At 32.9% G+C, this 17,723-nt stretch carries 9 protein-coding genes; 7 read left to right on the top strand and 2 right to left on the bottom strand.

The genetic code is table 11. The features are described 5' to 3' along the window. Positions 1-222: 222 nt before the first annotated feature. From KA824_RS00630 to KA824_RS00615, 4 genes are all read left to right on the top strand, one after another. A complete protein-coding gene (locus tag KA824_RS00630; protein ID WP_181187298.1) occupies positions 223-3,375 on the top strand; it encodes a DEAD/DEAH box helicase in 3,153 nt (1,050 codons plus the stop codon). A gap of 161 nt (positions 3,376-3,536) precedes the next feature. Continuing rightward, complete coding sequence (locus tag KA824_RS00625) at positions 3,537-3,896, top strand: GNAT family N-acetyltransferase (RefSeq protein WP_233435582.1); 360 nt, start codon at positions 3,537-3,539, stop codon at positions 3,894-3,896. Between the two features lie 321 nt (positions 3,897-4,217). Further along, the gene (locus KA824_RS00620; protein WP_046207202.1) at positions 4,218-4,433 is read left to right on the top strand and encodes a zinc ribbon domain-containing protein; all 216 of its coding nucleotides are present in this window, start codon (positions 4,218-4,220) and stop codon (positions 4,431-4,433) included. 255 nt (positions 4,434-4,688) lie between these two features. After that, complete coding sequence (locus KA824_RS00615) at positions 4,689-6,626, top strand: metallophosphoesterase (RefSeq protein ID WP_181187297.1); 1,938 nt, start codon at positions 4,689-4,691, stop codon at positions 6,624-6,626. A 371-nt stretch (positions 6,627-6,997) separates the two neighbouring features. On the opposite strand, the gene KA824_RS00610 is transcribed toward KA824_RS00615, so the two are convergent. Beyond that, positions 6,998-7,930, bottom strand: coding sequence for a ketopantoate reductase family protein (locus KA824_RS00610; RefSeq protein WP_181187296.1), 933 nt, complete (start codon positions 7,928-7,930; stop codon positions 6,998-7,000). A gap of 555 nt (positions 7,931-8,485) precedes the next feature. Between KA824_RS00610 and isaB the strand changes: the two genes are divergently transcribed. Both isaB and KA824_RS00600 read left to right on the top strand, forming a co-directional pair. Next, positions 8,486-9,082, top strand: coding sequence for an immunodominant staphylococcal antigen IsaB family protein (gene isaB / locus KA824_RS00605; RefSeq protein ID WP_181187295.1), 597 nt, complete (start codon positions 8,486-8,488; stop codon positions 9,080-9,082). Between the two features lie 421 nt (positions 9,083-9,503). Then, complete coding sequence (locus tag KA824_RS00600) at positions 9,504-13,595, top strand: MucBP domain-containing protein (protein ID WP_181187294.1); 4,092 nt, start codon at positions 9,504-9,506, stop codon at positions 13,593-13,595. Positions 13,596-14,172: 577 nt separating this feature from the next. Here the strand turns inward: KA824_RS00600 and KA824_RS00595 are convergent. Beyond that, the gene (locus tag KA824_RS00595) at positions 14,173-15,780 is read right to left on the bottom strand and encodes a trypsin-like serine peptidase (protein ID WP_107523463.1); all 1,608 of its coding nucleotides are present in this window, start codon (positions 15,778-15,780) and stop codon (positions 14,173-14,175) included. A 310-nt stretch (positions 15,781-16,090) separates the two neighbouring features. On the opposite strand from KA824_RS00595, the gene KA824_RS00590 reads away from it, so the two are divergent. Beyond that, positions 16,091-17,569: a poly-gamma-glutamate hydrolase family protein gene (locus tag KA824_RS00590; protein ID WP_419109983.1), complete on the top strand. Its 1,479-nt coding sequence runs from the start codon at positions 16,091-16,093 to the stop codon at positions 17,567-17,569. Positions 17,570-17,723: the final 154 nt, after the last annotated feature.

Genomic DNA, 17,723 nt, shown 5'->3' with positions numbered 1-17,723 from the left:
CAAACTTTTTCATCTTGTATGGGGGATCTTTATATTTATAGATAGTGTATTCGGAGAATTTTAGCCTGCATTGTTCATCATTATGAACGTACATTAAAGTATTTATATGGAATAAAAATACTTATGCAATTTTCGAAATATTTTGAAAACCAATTAATTTTGTTGTTTTGTTTGTTAAAATAGTGCTAAGTCAAAAATTTTAAATAATCAAGGTGGGTTATGATGGGATATTTGGTAAAAGATACTTTGTCAGCATGGTTATTAATAGAATCTTTAAGTCCTGGAAAAGTGCGTTATACATCTAAAGATACATTGTTGGCTGATCATTTTAAAAATGAATGTAAGCAAAAACAACTTCAAAGTTTTAATAAATACTTTGATATATGGAAGGACCATCGTTTTATCATTTCAGATGAAAAGAAAGTGAAAGGTGAAAGAATTTTTAAGTTTTATAGACATTGTTTTCGTTATAATGAAATTAATCTGAAAATTCAAGATATTTTTGATAGTCATTCAGAAATTCATAATCCTAATGTAGCACATTGTTATGGATATACTTTCAATATTGATGAAAATGGGAAAGTTAAAAGCGATTCGATACATATTCCAATGATTATGAGCGCATTAAAAGAAATCGAAAAAGATAGAAATGCAAATATTGAAGAACAATTTAATGATTCAGTTGAAAAATTTTTACAGAAAGTTAATGAAATTTTAGCAGATGAACCTATCAACGAACAAAAATTGGAAAAAATGGATAAAGCCTACGATAAGTATTTTTCAGTATTAAATTTAAAAAAAGATGGCTTGTTTCCACATTATGTAGCTATAGAATTTGTGAAAAAGAATGAATTACCCCAACCAGAATTTAATAGTTTCTTTATAAGTGATATTGAAATAGCTAAGAAAAGTCCGAACCAAACATTAGTAGACTATATAGAAGGATTAGAGGAGGATCAACGAACAGAAGTTGACGAGAATAAAGAACTTATCGAACAATTTCTACATCCGTCACAACTACCTGATGGACGTTGGCCTTCCAAGACTGAATTCAGACTATCTCTAATGCAACAAGTTGCTGTAAATCAGATAACGAGTAGTGATAAAAAGATTAGTTCAGTCAATGGACCACCTGGTACGGGTAAGACAACGTTATTAAAAGATGTATTTGCACACTTTGTAGTTGAAAGAGGTAAAGAATTAGCTAAGCTTGATAATCCTAAAAGCGCATTTAAAAAAACAAAGCTACATGAAACTGATGAAAAGGATGTATATCTTTTAAAAGATGCTATTTCACAATATAAGATGGTTGTTGCTTCGGGTAATAATGGAGCAGTTGAAAATATTTCTAAAGATTTACCAAAATTAGAAGAGATTATTAGAAAACCTGAAAACAGTAAATTTCCGGAATATGAAAAAGCTTATGCAGTGTTAGCGCAAGAGTTAGACAATTTTGCTGAAATAGCTGAAGATTTAATCGGTGAAAAAGCATGGGGAATGTTTTCGGGTGTATTGGGTAACAGTAAAAATATTAATGAAGTTTTAAATCATCTCCTAAAGCAAGAGAAAGACACTATTGGTTTTGCTAAATTGCTACAAAACGAGAATAATAATTTTAGTACTCAAGAATTAAAGAAAGAATGGAAAGCACAGCAACAATTATTTTCAGATGAACTCAAAAATGTAGAAAAATTGAAAAGGGAATCTATTAAAGCATTCGAAGTTTATAAAGGTTATGAACAATCTATAAATAAAGAAAATTCACTTAAAATTGAAGAACAATCAGTAAAAAATAATATACAAAAAATAGAAATTGAAATAGAGAAAGACAATAAAAAATTAATTGATTTAGAAAAGCAAATCAATCATTATGATAAACAATTAGATGGTATCAATGACTTAATCCACTCAATAAAAGATAGTAACAAAGGTTTAGTCAATAAATTAAAAGCTATGTTTAGCACAGAAGAAGATGAACAATTTCAGAAATATAATCAAGAAAGACAACAGCTATTAGCACAGAAGTTGAACTTAGAGAAAGTTAAAAAGGCTAAACAAGATGATATTACTAACAATACTAATAAACAAGAATTATTAAAAAACACATCATTAAAAATTCAAAACGAATTAGAAAATGTTGAGTTTAAAGTGCAGGAATTCGAAGCATTTCGTAATGAATCAAATATTACAATTCCTTCCAAAGACTTTTGGAGTAACGCTAATTATGATGAGCGACAAGTTTCTAATTTATGGACGAGTGATGAGTTGCAGTATAGACGAGCAATGTTATTTTTAAGAGCAATGATATTGCATAAACTATTATTAATTGCTAATAATACATCAGTTTATTATGCCATCAAAGATTTTAAAGATAGACGCAAATTGATAGATACAAAGCCTGAGTTAGTATATAACGCATGGAATGTCATACATCTGATATTTCCAATTGTAAGTACGACATTTGCGAGCTTTAAAACTATGTATCAAGGTATCCCCAAAGATTTTATCGATTATTTATTCATAGACGAAGCGGGACAAGCTGTTCCTCAAGCAGCTGTAGGTGCTTTATATCGTTCTAAAAAAGTAATAGCTGTAGGTGATCCTATTCAAATAGAGCCTGTTGTTACATTAGAAAGTCATTTAATAGATAACATCCGTAAAAATTATAATATTTCAGAACGCTTACTATCAAAAGAAGCATCCGTCCAATCTGTTGCAGACCATGCTAATTATTATGGATTTTGGAAAAAGGATTCTACAGGAGAAGGGCAAAAAACTTGGATAGGTATTCCGCTTTGGGTTCATAGACGTTGTTTAAAACCTATGTTCACAGTAGCTAATCAAATTGCCTATAATAATAAAATGGTACTACCTAATGATATTAAACAAATTGGGAGGATAGGATGTCATAATGTAAGTGGAACTTCAGTACAAAAACAATATGTGAAGGAACATGGTGAAAAAGTATTTGAATTACTCGTTAATGATTGGAATGAAGCGATAAAAGCTAATCAGATAGAACCGAGCTCTTTTGTAATATCTCCATTTTCAGCAGTACAACAACAAATTAAGCGTATAGTGAAATCACAATTACCAACGAAAATTAATGTTGAACGTGAGAGAATCAATAACTGGGTTAATAAATCTATAGGTACGGTTCATACTTTCCAAGGAAAAGAAGCACATAAAGTATACTTTGTAGTAGGTACTGACAACACTCAAGATGGTGCTGTGAATTGGTCATGTGAGAAACCAAACTTATTAAATGTAGCAGTTACAAGGGCTAAAAAAGAATTCTATGTTATAGGTGACCTTCGAAGAATACAGACGAAGCCATTTTATGAAATTATATTTAAAGAAAAAAACATCAATTAATAACATAATTTAGAACTGTAAAATTTTGTGATATTTAAGCAAATAAATAATATAATTGGAGGAACATTATAATTTTAAAAAAGTTAGAAGCTCCTGATTCTGAAGAAATAGATGATATTTCAAATATTTGGTTGAATTCTAATTTAGATACACATTATTTTGTGAATCGTGATTATTGGATTGCTAACCTTGAAAAAGTAAAAAAGATGCTTCCAGATTCAACAATTTACGTGTATTATGCTAATAATCAAATTGTTGGATTCGCTGGCTTATATGCGAACTATATTGCAGGTATTTTTATTAAAGATAGTTACCGTAATAAAGGTATAGGAAGATTGTTTTTGAAAAGATTAAAAAGTGATTATAATGCGCTTAAGTTACACGTATATGAGAAAAATGAAAGGGCTATTCGTTTTTACTCAAAGCACCAATTTGAAATAATATCTAAAGAGTTTGAAAAAGAGACTCATGAACATGAATATCTTATGGAATGGAATAATAACCGAAATCCACACAATTAACGTTAATTATATTAAATAAAGAAACAGATTATATGCACTTTCAAGATTAATACCTTGAAAGTGTTTTTTATATCTATTATAAAAATTTGTGATTCTAGTTGATTTTATAAGACGTAAAGTATTTATAGATAAGATGTATAATTTTTCAAACTCACTTTAGGGACAGTAACTATTGAGAACCCTAAATTATTCACTTGCGATAAACCAATGATGTAACTAAATACATGCGAATACACAACGCCTATAACATCCCATAAAGTTTAAAGTGGCCATATCAGTGATATGTACATAATAACGCTTATGACAAAGGGGTGGAAAATAATGGCAGCAGAAACACATAAAGGTTGTGTTAAGTGTGGACATACAGAAATTGAAGAAGGAACACTTTCAGCGACAGGCTCAGGTTTTTCTAAAATATTTGACTTGCAACATAATAATTTTACAACAATAACATGTAAAAATTGTGGGTATACAGAATTTTATAAAGTGGATAAAAATAGAACAACAGATATTGTCGATTTATTCTTTGGAGGATAGAAATTATAAATAATTACGACGGTGCATAAAATACTGTTTTACTATAACTGTATAAATGCAGGTGAAATGTTATCGTATTTTATAACTAGTTAACTTTATGAGGTGGACTATGAAATCTTTTTAATTAGATTTCTAGTTCACTTTTTTAATTTAACATTTACTTCTATTTAATTTGAACTTAATACTATTTTGTTACGTTCGTGGTAATCAATATGAATTGGTAACTTAAAAAATAGATAGGAGTGGCGTTATTTTATGAAAAAAAGCACCTCGAGTATCATATTTACGATGTCAGCGGCAGGTATTTTTGTAGGGACACAAGATGCTAGTGCATCGGAATTAGAGAATCAACAAAAAACAACAGCAGCAACAACCCATGAAATGAAACAAAATGAGAATAATGTGCCACAAACTTCAGATAAAGTGTTGGAAACAGAATCACCTACTAATAAAGTAGCTAACATAGAGGGTGATGATCAGGAAGATGCAGAAAATGATACAAAGGCACAGTCAAAAGCAAATAATAATCAAAATTTAACTTCTTCTAAAAATGCCGACGAGGAAGTAGATCAAGATACACAAATTACATATAAGCAACAAGATGAAAGTAATAAACATATACAATCTTCTGATAACCAACAACAAAAAGAATCATATATAGCAGCGAAAGAACAACTAAAGTTACCAAATCAATCAACGTCCAATCAGTATAACCCAGGAAATAATCAACACTGGGAAAATGAAGCGGGTAAAACTGATGATGCTACTTCAGAGCAACAGCCCAAAGAAGAACAATTAGATAAAGGAACAACAGAAGATAATCATAAGTCGAACAAATCGTTACCATCAGATGAAGCGGCTACAATAAAGAATACAAATCAGCAAAATCATTCACCCCAACAAAATAACACTGAGCGTACTATCCAAGAATCAAATAATAAAAAAACAACTACAAAACAAACACAATCTAATGACCATCGTTATGCGATCATGACGATTGGCAAAGATAACACAGAAAAGAATTTAACTTGGTATCATGAATCCGACGAGCAAGGTTATGTGGAAATTGCAGAAGCAAATGAGCAGGGTGATTTTTCTAATGCAAGACGTCTTGAAGGAGAAACACATAAGGGTAGCAATACAAAACGCTTGTTAAATAAAGATATACCAAAAATGAATTATACCCATGCAACGCTACCTCATTTAGAGGAAAATACAACATACATGTATCGCTTTTTTAACGGTGTTAATGGAGAAAAATCCCCGATACGTCGTTTTGATACGAATAATAATGGAGAAACGAATTTTATCGCAGTCGCCGATCCACAACTAGGTGCTTCAGGAGATTTAGTAGCGGATAATGCAGGATGGCAAAATACTGTGAATCAAATGGCACAGTTAAATAAAAATCCAGATTTCTTAATGAGCTTGGGAGATCAAGTCAATTTGCCTTGGGATGAAAAGGCATATAGTGGTTTTATAGAAGCAAAAGGGATGGAAAATTTCACAGTTGTACCTACTTTAGGTAATCATGATCGTGCCAATAAAGCTTATTCCGAACATTTTAATCTTCCTAATTTGCAAAATGGTGGTAAAAATCTAGCGAGTTCTGATTTTTATTTTACGCACAATGATACACTTTTTGTCAGTTTGAATTCTGAGAGTTTGGATTATAAAGGGCACGAAGAGACGATGAAACGTGCGATTGCAGATACTAAAGATCAAAATCCCAAGTGGATTGTCGCACTCACTCACAGAAATCCATATTCAGCAGGTAAACATTCTGATAAATTAGCAACAAAAATCAGACGTGACAAATTTGCGCCGTTGATGAAAAAGTACAATGTTGATTTAGTATTAGGTGGACACGACCATTCTTATAGTCGTTCACATGTTATGAATGGTAAAGATGCTCAAGTAAAATGGGATGAAAATGGCGCAGCACCACAAACATATTCAAATCCCAACGGTACAATTTATGTAACATTAAACTCTGCTAGTGGCAGCAAATTCTATGAATTAGATGGAAAAAAGGATTATGCAGTTAAATCAATACAGGATAACCAACCTGCTTATACGAAAGTGAATATCACGAAGGATTATATTGAAGTATTAACATACCATGTACCACAAGGTAATGAAAAACTTGGTGACCCGATTGATCGTGTTCGTATTAATAAAGATGATAATTAAACTCGCTTTTAGTTATGATATGACAAGTGATAATTTTATCGAAATATAGAGCGGTAAGTCATCGGGTTGTATGCCGTCACTATACGCTACCGTTTATATTAAGTGTGTATTGAAATTGTTATGTTGAACTTTATCACGTTATATATCGCAAGTATTCATTTTTACTTACATCGCAATTTTAGAGAAATACGATATTTAACAACCACATAAGTGAAGAATAGTCAGAGTTGCAGAAACTAAAAATTTAGTCGTCCTGCAACTCTATTTTTATTTAAATACTTACCTGATTCAGTATTGAACACAAAATAAAGACGAAGTGCTGAGAAACACTTCGTCGATAGCATAATAATAATTAAATTTGTCTTTTGTAGTTATTGTAATTTTGACTCTAATTGATGTACAAGATGGGTGAGCATAGCATTAATGGGTGTAGGTATGTTGAATGTTTTTCCATAAGCAGCTATTTGTCCATTAAGGTAATCTATTTCAGTTAAACGTCCGTTTGAATAATCTTGATGCATTGATGGATAATGAAGGCCCTGTGCCTCTTTTGGATAAGCTGCTTCAACTTTTTTTAATAGTGCATGACTGTCTAAGTGAATGTCTTTTGCTTTAGCAACTGCGACAATTTCTTCAATGATAGGCATAACCATTTCAGCTGAAGCCGGATAATTACCAAATTCATAAATCGTTTTGTTTAATATCGTGCATAAAGGATTTAACACACTATTTAATGTAGCTTTAGACCATATTGCTTCGAATACATTACTACTAATTTGGGCATTCAAATTTGCATCATTGAGAATTTGAAGTATAGCATGCGTATGGTCATCGGTTTCACCGTCTGCGCTTTGTAAATATATAGATCCTTCACCTTCTAGTAACAGTTGTCCTGGTCCACGTAGACCTGCAGTCCACATCGTTACTGCTAGATAAATTTGGGATAAAGGAACAATTTGTGATAGTCGTTCTTCATGACCTAAGCCATTCATCATACTCATTATAGCTGTATTTTGATGGATGCAACCAGCTTCTTGTAATTGTTGTAACATTGCTTCAGAGTGCATAGCCTTGGTCAAGATAATGATAAGGTCAAACTCAGTTGAAACATCTTTTGTTAATACTGCTGGGATGTTGATTGAATAGTTATCCGTTTCTGTTTTAATGTCCATACCATCTGTATTAATACGTTTGACGTGTGCTTCCCAATTATCAATAAGTGTAACATCATAGCCAGCTTCTTTTATGGATACACCAATTCGTCCACCCATTGCGCCAGCTCCTGCTATGCCTATCTTATACATCGAAATACGCTCCTTCGTTATTTTCAGTTTGAAAAATATTAAAATACACTTTAACTATATCATTTACATATATCGTCAACAATATTGTACAATTTATAATTACTTGAATGTTTATGTGATGGTTGTAAAGAGGTAATTGAATCGTTAATAACTTTTAAATCTTAAATATATGGATAATTACGTGAAAATTAAAAGGAGATAAAAACCCACAAATAATGAATATGCATTGTTAGTCATCTTCCATCGAAATATTATATATACTTGCATTTAATAAGATATAATGTATGATGAAAGTGAATAATTACACCATGTATTTAACCTATGCCAAATCGTAGGAGTGATAATTTCAAACGACTGTTAAATGATTGTCATGATATAGCGACTTGTCATTATTATTTAGTTCAAACATCGTAAATAGAAGCATAAGTGTGGTTGCCAATCGCAATCATTTGATGGGAAATTGAGAAATCGTTACTAATTTAGAGATTGTTCCACTTGAATGGAGTTTAAATAACTAAAGCCAAGCGGTACTCAATACTAAAGGGGTGATTGATTATGCGTAAAGTAACTAGATTATTATCGACGACGGCCGTTGTATCAACACTTGTAATAGGATCCTCAGCAACGTATTTTTCGACGATAACTAATGACGTGCAAGCAGCGGAACAAGTTCAAAAATGGGGTAGTGGTGAAGGCGGTTCAAGTGGTGGAGAAAGTATGAATAATCAGAGTGTTTCAAAATTACAATCACAAACACCATGGTATAAGTATGAAGGCTATACGACATACGATCCAACATTTACGTTAGATTATAATTTCGTTAGAGCTATGAAATATGACAATGCAACTATCAATGGATATATAGTAGACCCTAAAGCAAATAAAGATTATGCCTATAGCAAAACAATTTACGATACAACGATAGATTTTAACGATAAAGACGAAGTTATCCAAATGAGCTTTAAAACGAAACCCAAATCTGTAACTAAATCAGAATTTATAAAAGCACATGAATCTAACATGGATAAAGACGATGATGCTTCAGAATTAGAAGATGAGACAATGGTTCCATTTTATACAAATAATGGCGGTTCATATAAGGGATTCTTTGATGAAGATGGTTATTTAATTAAAATAATTATTGGGCAATAATTCAATGTCGTATTTTACTAAATCACTCTAGTCAACTACTGCACTTATTAGAAATTAAAGAGAAAAATAAATAGTATTTAAATAAAAAAGAGCTAGCCCATAAGGGTTTAGTTCTTTTTTTATATTAAATCGCCAGTACTAATGAATTGATGACAATCAGTAAAGCCATTGCTATTTCCGACAAATTCATGAAATTTTTAGCGCGTTATTTTGTAAATATAGTAACTTTTTGGAATTAAATCAGTCTTTAAAAGCAATTCACACTGCTATATCACGCTATAAATTTTAAATTCTTTGATTTTATTTTAAATAAATAATAAATGTCCGAATTTTTTAAAGAATAAATATAAATCATTGTGGACAATTGAATGGAGTGATATTAAGATATAAGTAAGTTTTATATAAGGAAGGAGAAAAGAAAATGAAAATTTTCAAACAACACGAACAGAAACAACGTTTTTCAATCAAAAAATACCATTTTGGTGCAGTTAGTGTTTTAATAGGCGCTATATTATTTGTTGGTACAACAAATGATGTGTCCGCTGCTGAAATTGATGGAAAACCTTCTTTGACTGTAGATAGCGCAACCATAGATTCAAAAGCAGCACCAGAAGCATCAGAAAACCAAGGCGACGTTTCAAAAGCAGAAAAAGTGTCCTCGAAATCAGCACTGGAAACATCAGAAAATCAAACAGATGCTTCAAAACCTGAGCATACATCTTCAAAAGAAACACCAGAAGCAATAGAGAATCAAATAGACACTCCAAAAGTAGAGAATGTAAATACAAAAGGAATAACGGAAGCAACAGAGAATCAAGTAAACGTTTCCAAATCAGAGAACACGTCTTCAAAAGAAATACCAGAAATATCAGAAAACCAAAAAGACACTTCAAGATTAGAAAATGTACCTTCAAAAGAGGTGCTAAAAACTACGGAAAGTCAAAAAGATGTATCAACAGTCGAGCGTATATCGTCAAATATGGAACCTAAATCTATAAAAAAACGTGACATCTCAGAGTCATATGATTCAAATAGCATGTTTAGAAGAGCCGATGAAAGTTTATCTCAACCTCCTGCAGAAGGCTATAGTGTTAACTCTGATCTTCCAACTAATAATAAGGTGACACATAAAATTCATAAAGCAACAGATCCCAAACAATATACGTTCGAAGTGGCTAGAAGAGGTAAAAGTGGTGACAAACAATATGTATTTTCTGTTAGAAAAGAGGATGTAGATCACGTAGGTGCACCCACAAAGTTCTTCGTTACGGTATTTGACAAAGATAAAGTAACTTTAATAAAAGAGATTGATATCAAGACCATTACACCTAGTGATATTCAACTCGATGAAGTGACTTTTTTAAATATAGTTGCAAAAAAGAATGGATTTTCTTACAGGTTAAATAAAATCGATGGAAATGAACCGTCCAATTTCCTTCCTATCTACGGCAGTTCTGCACAATTGGTAACGGGTGAGGTTGTGAGTTATTCAATTGTGTTACCACATTGGAAAGGCCAGACAACATATTATTATGATGAACAAGGTAGAGAAATTGCGCCACCATACACACAGTATGGATGGACAAAGAGTGCTTATACAACAGAACCTCCAGAAATTGATGGATACGCATTAGATAGCACAAGAGCACCGCTTAATCAAAATGGAAAAATTAACAAACAATCTTCTAAAATAGTTGGTAATGTTCGATATAGCAAAGCGACAACTAGCCGTGGCACAATGTATCGTAAAGATAAAATCCTTGATAATAAAAGTACTGTAGAAAGTGAAGTGTGGTTTACTTATGCCAAAGCACCAGATACATTTGATCCAGTGAATGGCAGTAGTGTAGATAAAGGAAGAATAGCAGCTAACAATCTTCCAGATATGAATTATGATTTTGAAAAAAATCCTAATGGTTATGAATTTAGAGAAAAAATTGTAGGTGGTGAATCTGAAGGGAGATATCAACAACTCGGTTTGGAAGGTAAAGTAATATTCCAAAAATTCCGTTTCCAAAAAAATGGATTACCATCAAATGTAGCTATATCTGTTTCAGATTATGATGGAGGAGATGCAACGTCTAGCTCTATTGTGAGACTGAAAAAGGGTGAAGTAACTAATTCTCGATATGATAATGGAAGAACTTTTGATATTTCGAATAACTTTGAGTATCCAGATACTGTCGAATACTATTATATCACCAAAAAAGGAGATGTAGTTGTTGCTTATGTTGATACAGAGGGTAATGAACTAAAAGCTTCAGTTGAAGATGTTAAAGATGGGTTAGCAGGAACAGATTATGATACTGTAATAGACAATCGTCCAGTGACAATTGAAAAAAATGGAAAAATTTATAAACTTGTTTCAGCAGGTACTTATACAATAGGTAAAGTAGATGATCAGGGTCACTTAACTACATCAGACGCACCAATAGGTAAAATACAAGTAGGAACGAAGACGGTTACTTACGTTTACGAAGAAGTGAAACAAGGTAATGTCGTTATTGACTATCTTGATGAAGCAGGAAATCCGATTAAAGAATCTGTAGAGGATACACCGAACTCAAACGTAGATACAGCGTATGATACAACAGACCATAAACCGAAATTTATTGAAAAAGATGGTAAAAAGTACTTCTTCTCAAAAGTAAAAGAAGGAGATCATGAAACAGGAAAAGTTGTAGAAGGCACAACATCTGTCACATATATTTATAAAGAATTAGGTAAATATATTCCACATATTCCAGAAAATCCAGGAGACACGTACGACCCAAATAAACCAGGCACAGAACAACCGCCGGTAGGATATGATGAGACGCCAGAAGAACCGTCAGATAATCCACCATTACCATACATTCCAGGTTATACACCGAAAGATCCGAGTGGAAATCCATTGATTCCAGTAGATCCAGATCATCCAGAAAGAGGATACATCCCGCCATCGATAACGGATCCGAAGGATCCATCGAAGGATACACCAGTACCGTACGAGAAAGACCCAACACCAGAAGTGAAACAAGGTAATGTCGTGGTGAATTATGTCGATGAAGCAGGAAATCCGATTAAAGAATCTGTTGAGGATACATCGAACTCAAACGTAGATACAGTATATGATACAACAGACCACAAACCGAAAGTCATTGGAAAAGATGGGAAGTTATATTTATTTTCAAAAGTAAAAGAAGGGGATCATGAAACAGGAAAAGTTGTAGAAGGAACAACGTCTGTTACGTACATTTATAAAGAATTAGGTAAATATATTCCATATATTCCAGAAAAACCAGGAGACGCTTATGATCCAAATAAACCAGGCACAAATAGGCCACCAGTAATGTATGATGAAACACCAGAAGAACCGTCAGATAATCCACCATTACCATACATTCCGGGTTATACACCGAAAGATCCAAGTGGAAATCCATTGATTCCAGTAGATCCAGACCATCCAGAAAGAGGATACATCCCACCATCGATAACGGATCCGAAGGATCCATCAAAGGACACACCAGTACCGTATGAGAAAGATCCGACACCAGAAGTGAAACAAGGTAATGTCGTGGTGAATTATGTCGATGAAGCAGGAAATCCGATTAAAGAATCTGTCGAGGATACATCGAACTCAAACATAGATACAGCGTATGATACAACAGACAACAAGCCGAAATTCATTAAAAAAGATGGTAAAAAGTATTTCTTCACAAAAGTAAAAGAAGGGGATCATGAAACAGGAAAAGTTGTAGAAGGAACAACGTCTGTTACGTACATTTATAAAGAATTAGGTAAATATATTCCACATATTCCAGAAAAAGCAGGAGACACGTATGACCCAAGTAAACCAGGCACAGAACAACCGCCGGTAGGATATGATGAGACGCCAGAAGAACCGTCAGATAATCCACCATTACCGTATATTCCAGGTTATACACCAAAAGATCCAAGTGGGAACCCATTGGTTCCAGTAGATCCAGACCATCCAGAAAGAGGATACATTCCACCATCGATAACGGATCCAAAGGATCCATCGAAGGATACACCAGTACCGTATGAGAAAGATCCGACACCACCAGATACACCAAATAAACCGAATACACCGGATACACCAAATACGCCGGATAAACCGAATACACCAAATACGCCGGATAAACCGAATACACCAGATACACCAAATAAACCGAATACACCAGATAAACCGGATACACCAAATACACCAGATACACCGGATACACCAAATACACCAGATACACCAAATAAACCGAATACACCGGATAAACCGGATACACCAAATACACCAGGTACATCAGTTGCGTCGAATCCACCTAATAAACTTAATACATTAAATACATCAAATGTATCAAGCACGGTAAATACAACAAAGGTTTCAGCATCAACTAATACAACGAGAGAGAAACAATTGCCTAATACAGGTGAAACAAATAATACTGGATTTTTTGCGAGTATAATAGCGTTAATCGGTGGTATAATACTTACCGTTTCTAGAAGAAAGAAAAATTAAAGTCATTTAATTAAAAACGGTAGTTCTGATTAAAATGTTACGAATACTTTAATCAGAACTAATATAAAATTTGAGGATTAAGCAATCATGAGTTGCTTAATCCTTCTTTGATTTGTCTAGCATAATAATCCTATGGTGAACGTTCGTTACAAAATTGATAGTAAATCAAACAGTGGAACTTTTAGAGTATTAAGATTTCATCTATTTCGAATTCAATTAATTTCTTATTTGCGTATAATTTTTGAGGTGAAGTATGATTGGCGAGTGCAGCTAAGAGCGTGAATCATCCTTGAAAGTAGCTTCTTAAGCTTTATATTCAGTTGTATGGATATAATCAAAAACGTCATCAGCCAGGCTTTCAAAAATATATTTAGCTTTTTGTTCTCCGCTTTCCTATTTATAATAAAAATCATTTACTTTCATCTGTGAATTGGAAAAATGATGTGGGCTGAAAGTATATAAAAAGCAACTTTTGTCTAAATGAACTGCAACTTATCAAATAGATAAGTCTGTTTAAAATTTGAAAAGGATTAAAAAAAGCACCCTCAACAATAAGTGAAGATGCTTATTAAATAGCTTAGATAATGTTTTGAATAACTTCTTTGCGTAATTTACTTCTTAATTCTGCCATCGTATTTAGATGGTATTTTTTATAATCACCTGAATCAATTCTAAAAGCATGGATACCTAAAATTTCATTTTTACTATTTAAAATGGCGCCTCCTGAAGAACCTGGTTCAGCCATCATTTGATAGTAGCCCATTGGATTGATGTTACGAGCCATGAGGGAATATTTACCCTTAGAATGATACATCGTACCCATAGGATCATTCTTGAATTTTCCAGTTGGTAATCCATAATGATACATGTGAATAGGTGTATTAGCTTTGATATTGGTAATCGATTTTTCAGGAGCAATTTTACGTATTTTCATATACTTCGAAATATCTTCTTTTGTATATAATAATGCGACATCACCAAATTGCATCATCTTCACACCAACTACTTTGAGTGAGCGTGTGTAACTTGAACCTTCTTGTAGCAAGTTCACTCTTAGGTTTTGAATTGAAGATGGTGACATTGGTTTATGTGCTTCTGGATTATTGATGACGTGATTAGCTGTTAATATGGTATGTTTACCAATTGCAGTTCCAGTGCCATAAGTCAGTGTTTTTTTAATAGGATTCCAATTAAATACGGTTGCAATATTGGCTGTTTTCGCAGTCGTATGTTCTAAAGTAACCCCTTTATTGCCAGATTTTTTCATGATTTTTAATGCATCATTGATGCCGGATGCTTTAGTAGTTTGACCAAAATCTCGCACATTATTACTGCCTGGTATCTTTGATGACCATGCTTTAGGCGCTTGATTATAGTAGTTGCTGTTTTTTATAGTTTTCTTAGTTGTTTTTGGAATAACTTTTACACTTTTAGATGCTTTTGTTTGCTTAATTGATGGCTTCACTTGCTGTTTTTTTGCTGTTGCAGATAAGGTTTGTGATTTCTTATTTTTATTTACTTTAGTCTTATTCGTTTTTTTTTTTGCTACCTTAGTTGAGCTTGATAGTAGCTGTGGTTTTATAGATTTTGATGTACGCTTAGAAGAAGTATGTTGAGCTACTCGAACTTTTGCTTTTGATAATCCACTTTGTTTTTGTTTAATAGCTGTATTTACTTTTTGATTTTTGTCAGTGGGCATAATAGCTTGTGTCTTGTTTTTATTTTGAATGATTGGTTGTTTTGCTAGTTTTCTTTTTTGCTTAATTGGTGAAGGTGATTGTACTTTGATAGTTTTTGATAATGGTTGCACATTTTTACCTGAAATTACATTCGGAGTACCTTGTGAAACACCATTTTTAACTGATTTTTTTACACTTATATCTTTATTATTGTATTGTAATTTAGTGCCTTGTTTAGGAATTTGAACTTCATTTTGTTGTGCTTTTAAATTTTTGTTATTTACTATTATAGTATTTTTTACTTCATTAATTGTATTGATTTTTTTTGTCTCATTTGTTGCTATTGGAGATTTTTTAGTTACTTTATGGTTAACTGTATAATCTATATCAGTAATTTTTTCAGCAGCTTCCACTTTATCAACATGAAATATTATCCCCAAGCAAACTATCAGAGCTGTAGTAATGATAGCAGAAATATATTTTATTGCCCAATATGGTTTATGCACTTAATCTGTCCCCCTGTTTTCTATTGTGTAAAAAGTAAAAGTGTGATTATTTCTTCAATATTATATACTTTTTCTTTTGTGTATGGCAATACATTTTTGCTAATGAGAACAATATATTAAAATAGTCGTTGGCTCGGTAAAATGTTTTGATATATACTTGTAATTAAGTAACTTTTTACTTTATTGCTATATGATTTTACTAAATTTATAAGTTCTTAAGCTTCGATTAAACATTAATTTAATTATTGTATTTGAAAAAATATTGTGTATTATTGAAATTATAGAAAACATTAAGGGGAAAAGAATGAAAATGAAAACGAATATACGTACTTTTTCTAGTAAGAAGTTAGTGTTAGGGATTGTAACGACTGCTATTGGGATTAGCACGATTGCTTTAGTGAGTGAAAATGCACATGCAAGTACTTCAACAGTAAAATCACAAAAGGTAACGAAAACAACAAAACCTGTGCCTGCGACAACTAAACCATCTACAACGGTGAAAACAGTAAAACCTGTAATGGTAAAAACATCGACGACTAAAGCTACTACAAATGTAACGACTAAAAAACCACAAGCAATAGTAAAACTCACAGCTCAAAAAGCACCAGTGACGAAGAAGTCAGTACCTGTAAAAAAACCAGTCAGCAAAGCTATTTCAACAACGACGATTAAAGCGCCTGTTGCGTCCAAACCAGCGACGCCAACAATGAAGAAGCCAAGCACAGTGACAAAGGTATCGACACCAACAACGATAAAGAAATCCAACACAACAACAAAAGCACCTACCTCAACAATGGTGAAGAAACCAAGCTCAACAATAAAGACCTCGGCAATATCAACAAAAACATCGACAAAGACACAAACAACTCCAGTAAAGACATCGAGTAAATCAACGATGACCCAGACACCAATTAAGACTCCAAGTACATCGATGTCGCCGTCTACAAAACCAAACACATCATCGACAGTGCCTACAACATCTGCACCAGTGCAACCGAGTACAATAATCAAAGCACCAGTCAAAACAAATGAAGAATTCCAAAACATAGCAACTCCGAAATTCGAAAATACCAACGCTCAAGATATGACATTGCAGTCCCAAGAAGCAGTAAAACCAACTACAGAAACAGGGACAAATACACAAAATGCAACGCGTAAACAGGATTACTATAAATCTATGACAGAATTATATAATGATACGAAAGAAGGTATAGACTGGAAGAAAGATACGCGAGATGTTGGGAAATCAGTGTTGATCGTGGCACCACATGGCGGAAATATTGAACAAGGTACTTCAGAATTAACAAAATTAGTGGCGAACAATGGTGATTTTGATTATTTTTCATTTGAAGCGATACGTCCATCTAATAATACACAATTGCATGTCACATCTACAAATTATGATGATGCAACTTTGCATGACATGATTCAAGACCGAACGGCTACAATTTCAATTCATGGTGCTCAAGGAGAAGAACAGCTCGTATACTTAGGTGGTTATCAATCACCCCTTAGAGATGCTATTCAAAGTCAACTTGAACATAAAGGGTTTGTAGTGAAGATACCGCCAGAATACCTTGGTGGACTGAGTAATGCCAATTTTATCAATAAAGTAGAGGAAAGCACAGGTGTTCAATTAGAGTTAACGACTGCTTTAAGAAAAGCATTTTTCAAAGATGGAGACGCTAGCACAGCGTCACGTAAAAAAATAGAAAATTGGACTACCACAATGTATGACTTTGCCGAAGCACTCAATGATGCAATCAAGCAAGTCTATTCAGAAAATTAAGTATACGAAAGTGAATAAATTGATAAAGTAGCACGTTTCAAGTTTTTAATTTTAATAAGTATATTTCTTTTAATAAGGTAAGGACCTCAATGCGTATGTATACGTATTGGGGTTTTTTATATATTTAGTAAGATTCATTGATGAGTAGTCTAAG

It is taken from the genome of Staphylococcus sp. GDY8P198P, from assembly GCF_017891615.1.
In the GTDB taxonomy this organism is placed as follows: Bacteria; Bacillota; Bacilli; order Staphylococcales; family Staphylococcaceae; genus Staphylococcus; species Staphylococcus cohnii.
This window is presented reverse-complemented; position numbering and strand designations above follow the sequence as displayed.

Excerpts from the sequence above, each read along its gene's own strand:
- KA824_RS00610 (WP_181187296.1), bottom strand. The coding sequence starts at position 7,930 with ATGTATAAGATAGGCATAGCAGGAGCTGGCGCAATGGGTGGACGAATT.
- isaB (WP_181187295.1), top strand. The coding sequence starts at position 8,486 with ATGCGTAAAGTAACTAGATTATTATCGACGACGGCCGTTGTATCAACA.
- KA824_RS00590 (WP_419109983.1), top strand. The coding sequence starts at position 16,091 with ATGAAAACGAATATACGTACTTTTTCTAGTAAGAAGTTAGTGTTAGGG.
- KA824_RS00620 (WP_046207202.1), top strand. The coding sequence starts at position 4,218 with ATGGCAGCAGAAACACATAAAGGTTGTGTTAAGTGTGGACATACAGAA.
- KA824_RS00630 (WP_181187298.1), top strand. The coding sequence starts at position 223 with ATGGGATATTTGGTAAAAGATACTTTGTCAGCATGGTTATTAATAGAA.
- KA824_RS00600 (WP_181187294.1), top strand. The coding sequence starts at position 9,504 with ATGAAAATTTTCAAACAACACGAACAGAAACAACGTTTTTCAATCAAA.
- KA824_RS00615 (WP_181187297.1), top strand. The coding sequence starts at position 4,689 with ATGAAAAAAAGCACCTCGAGTATCATATTTACGATGTCAGCGGCAGGT.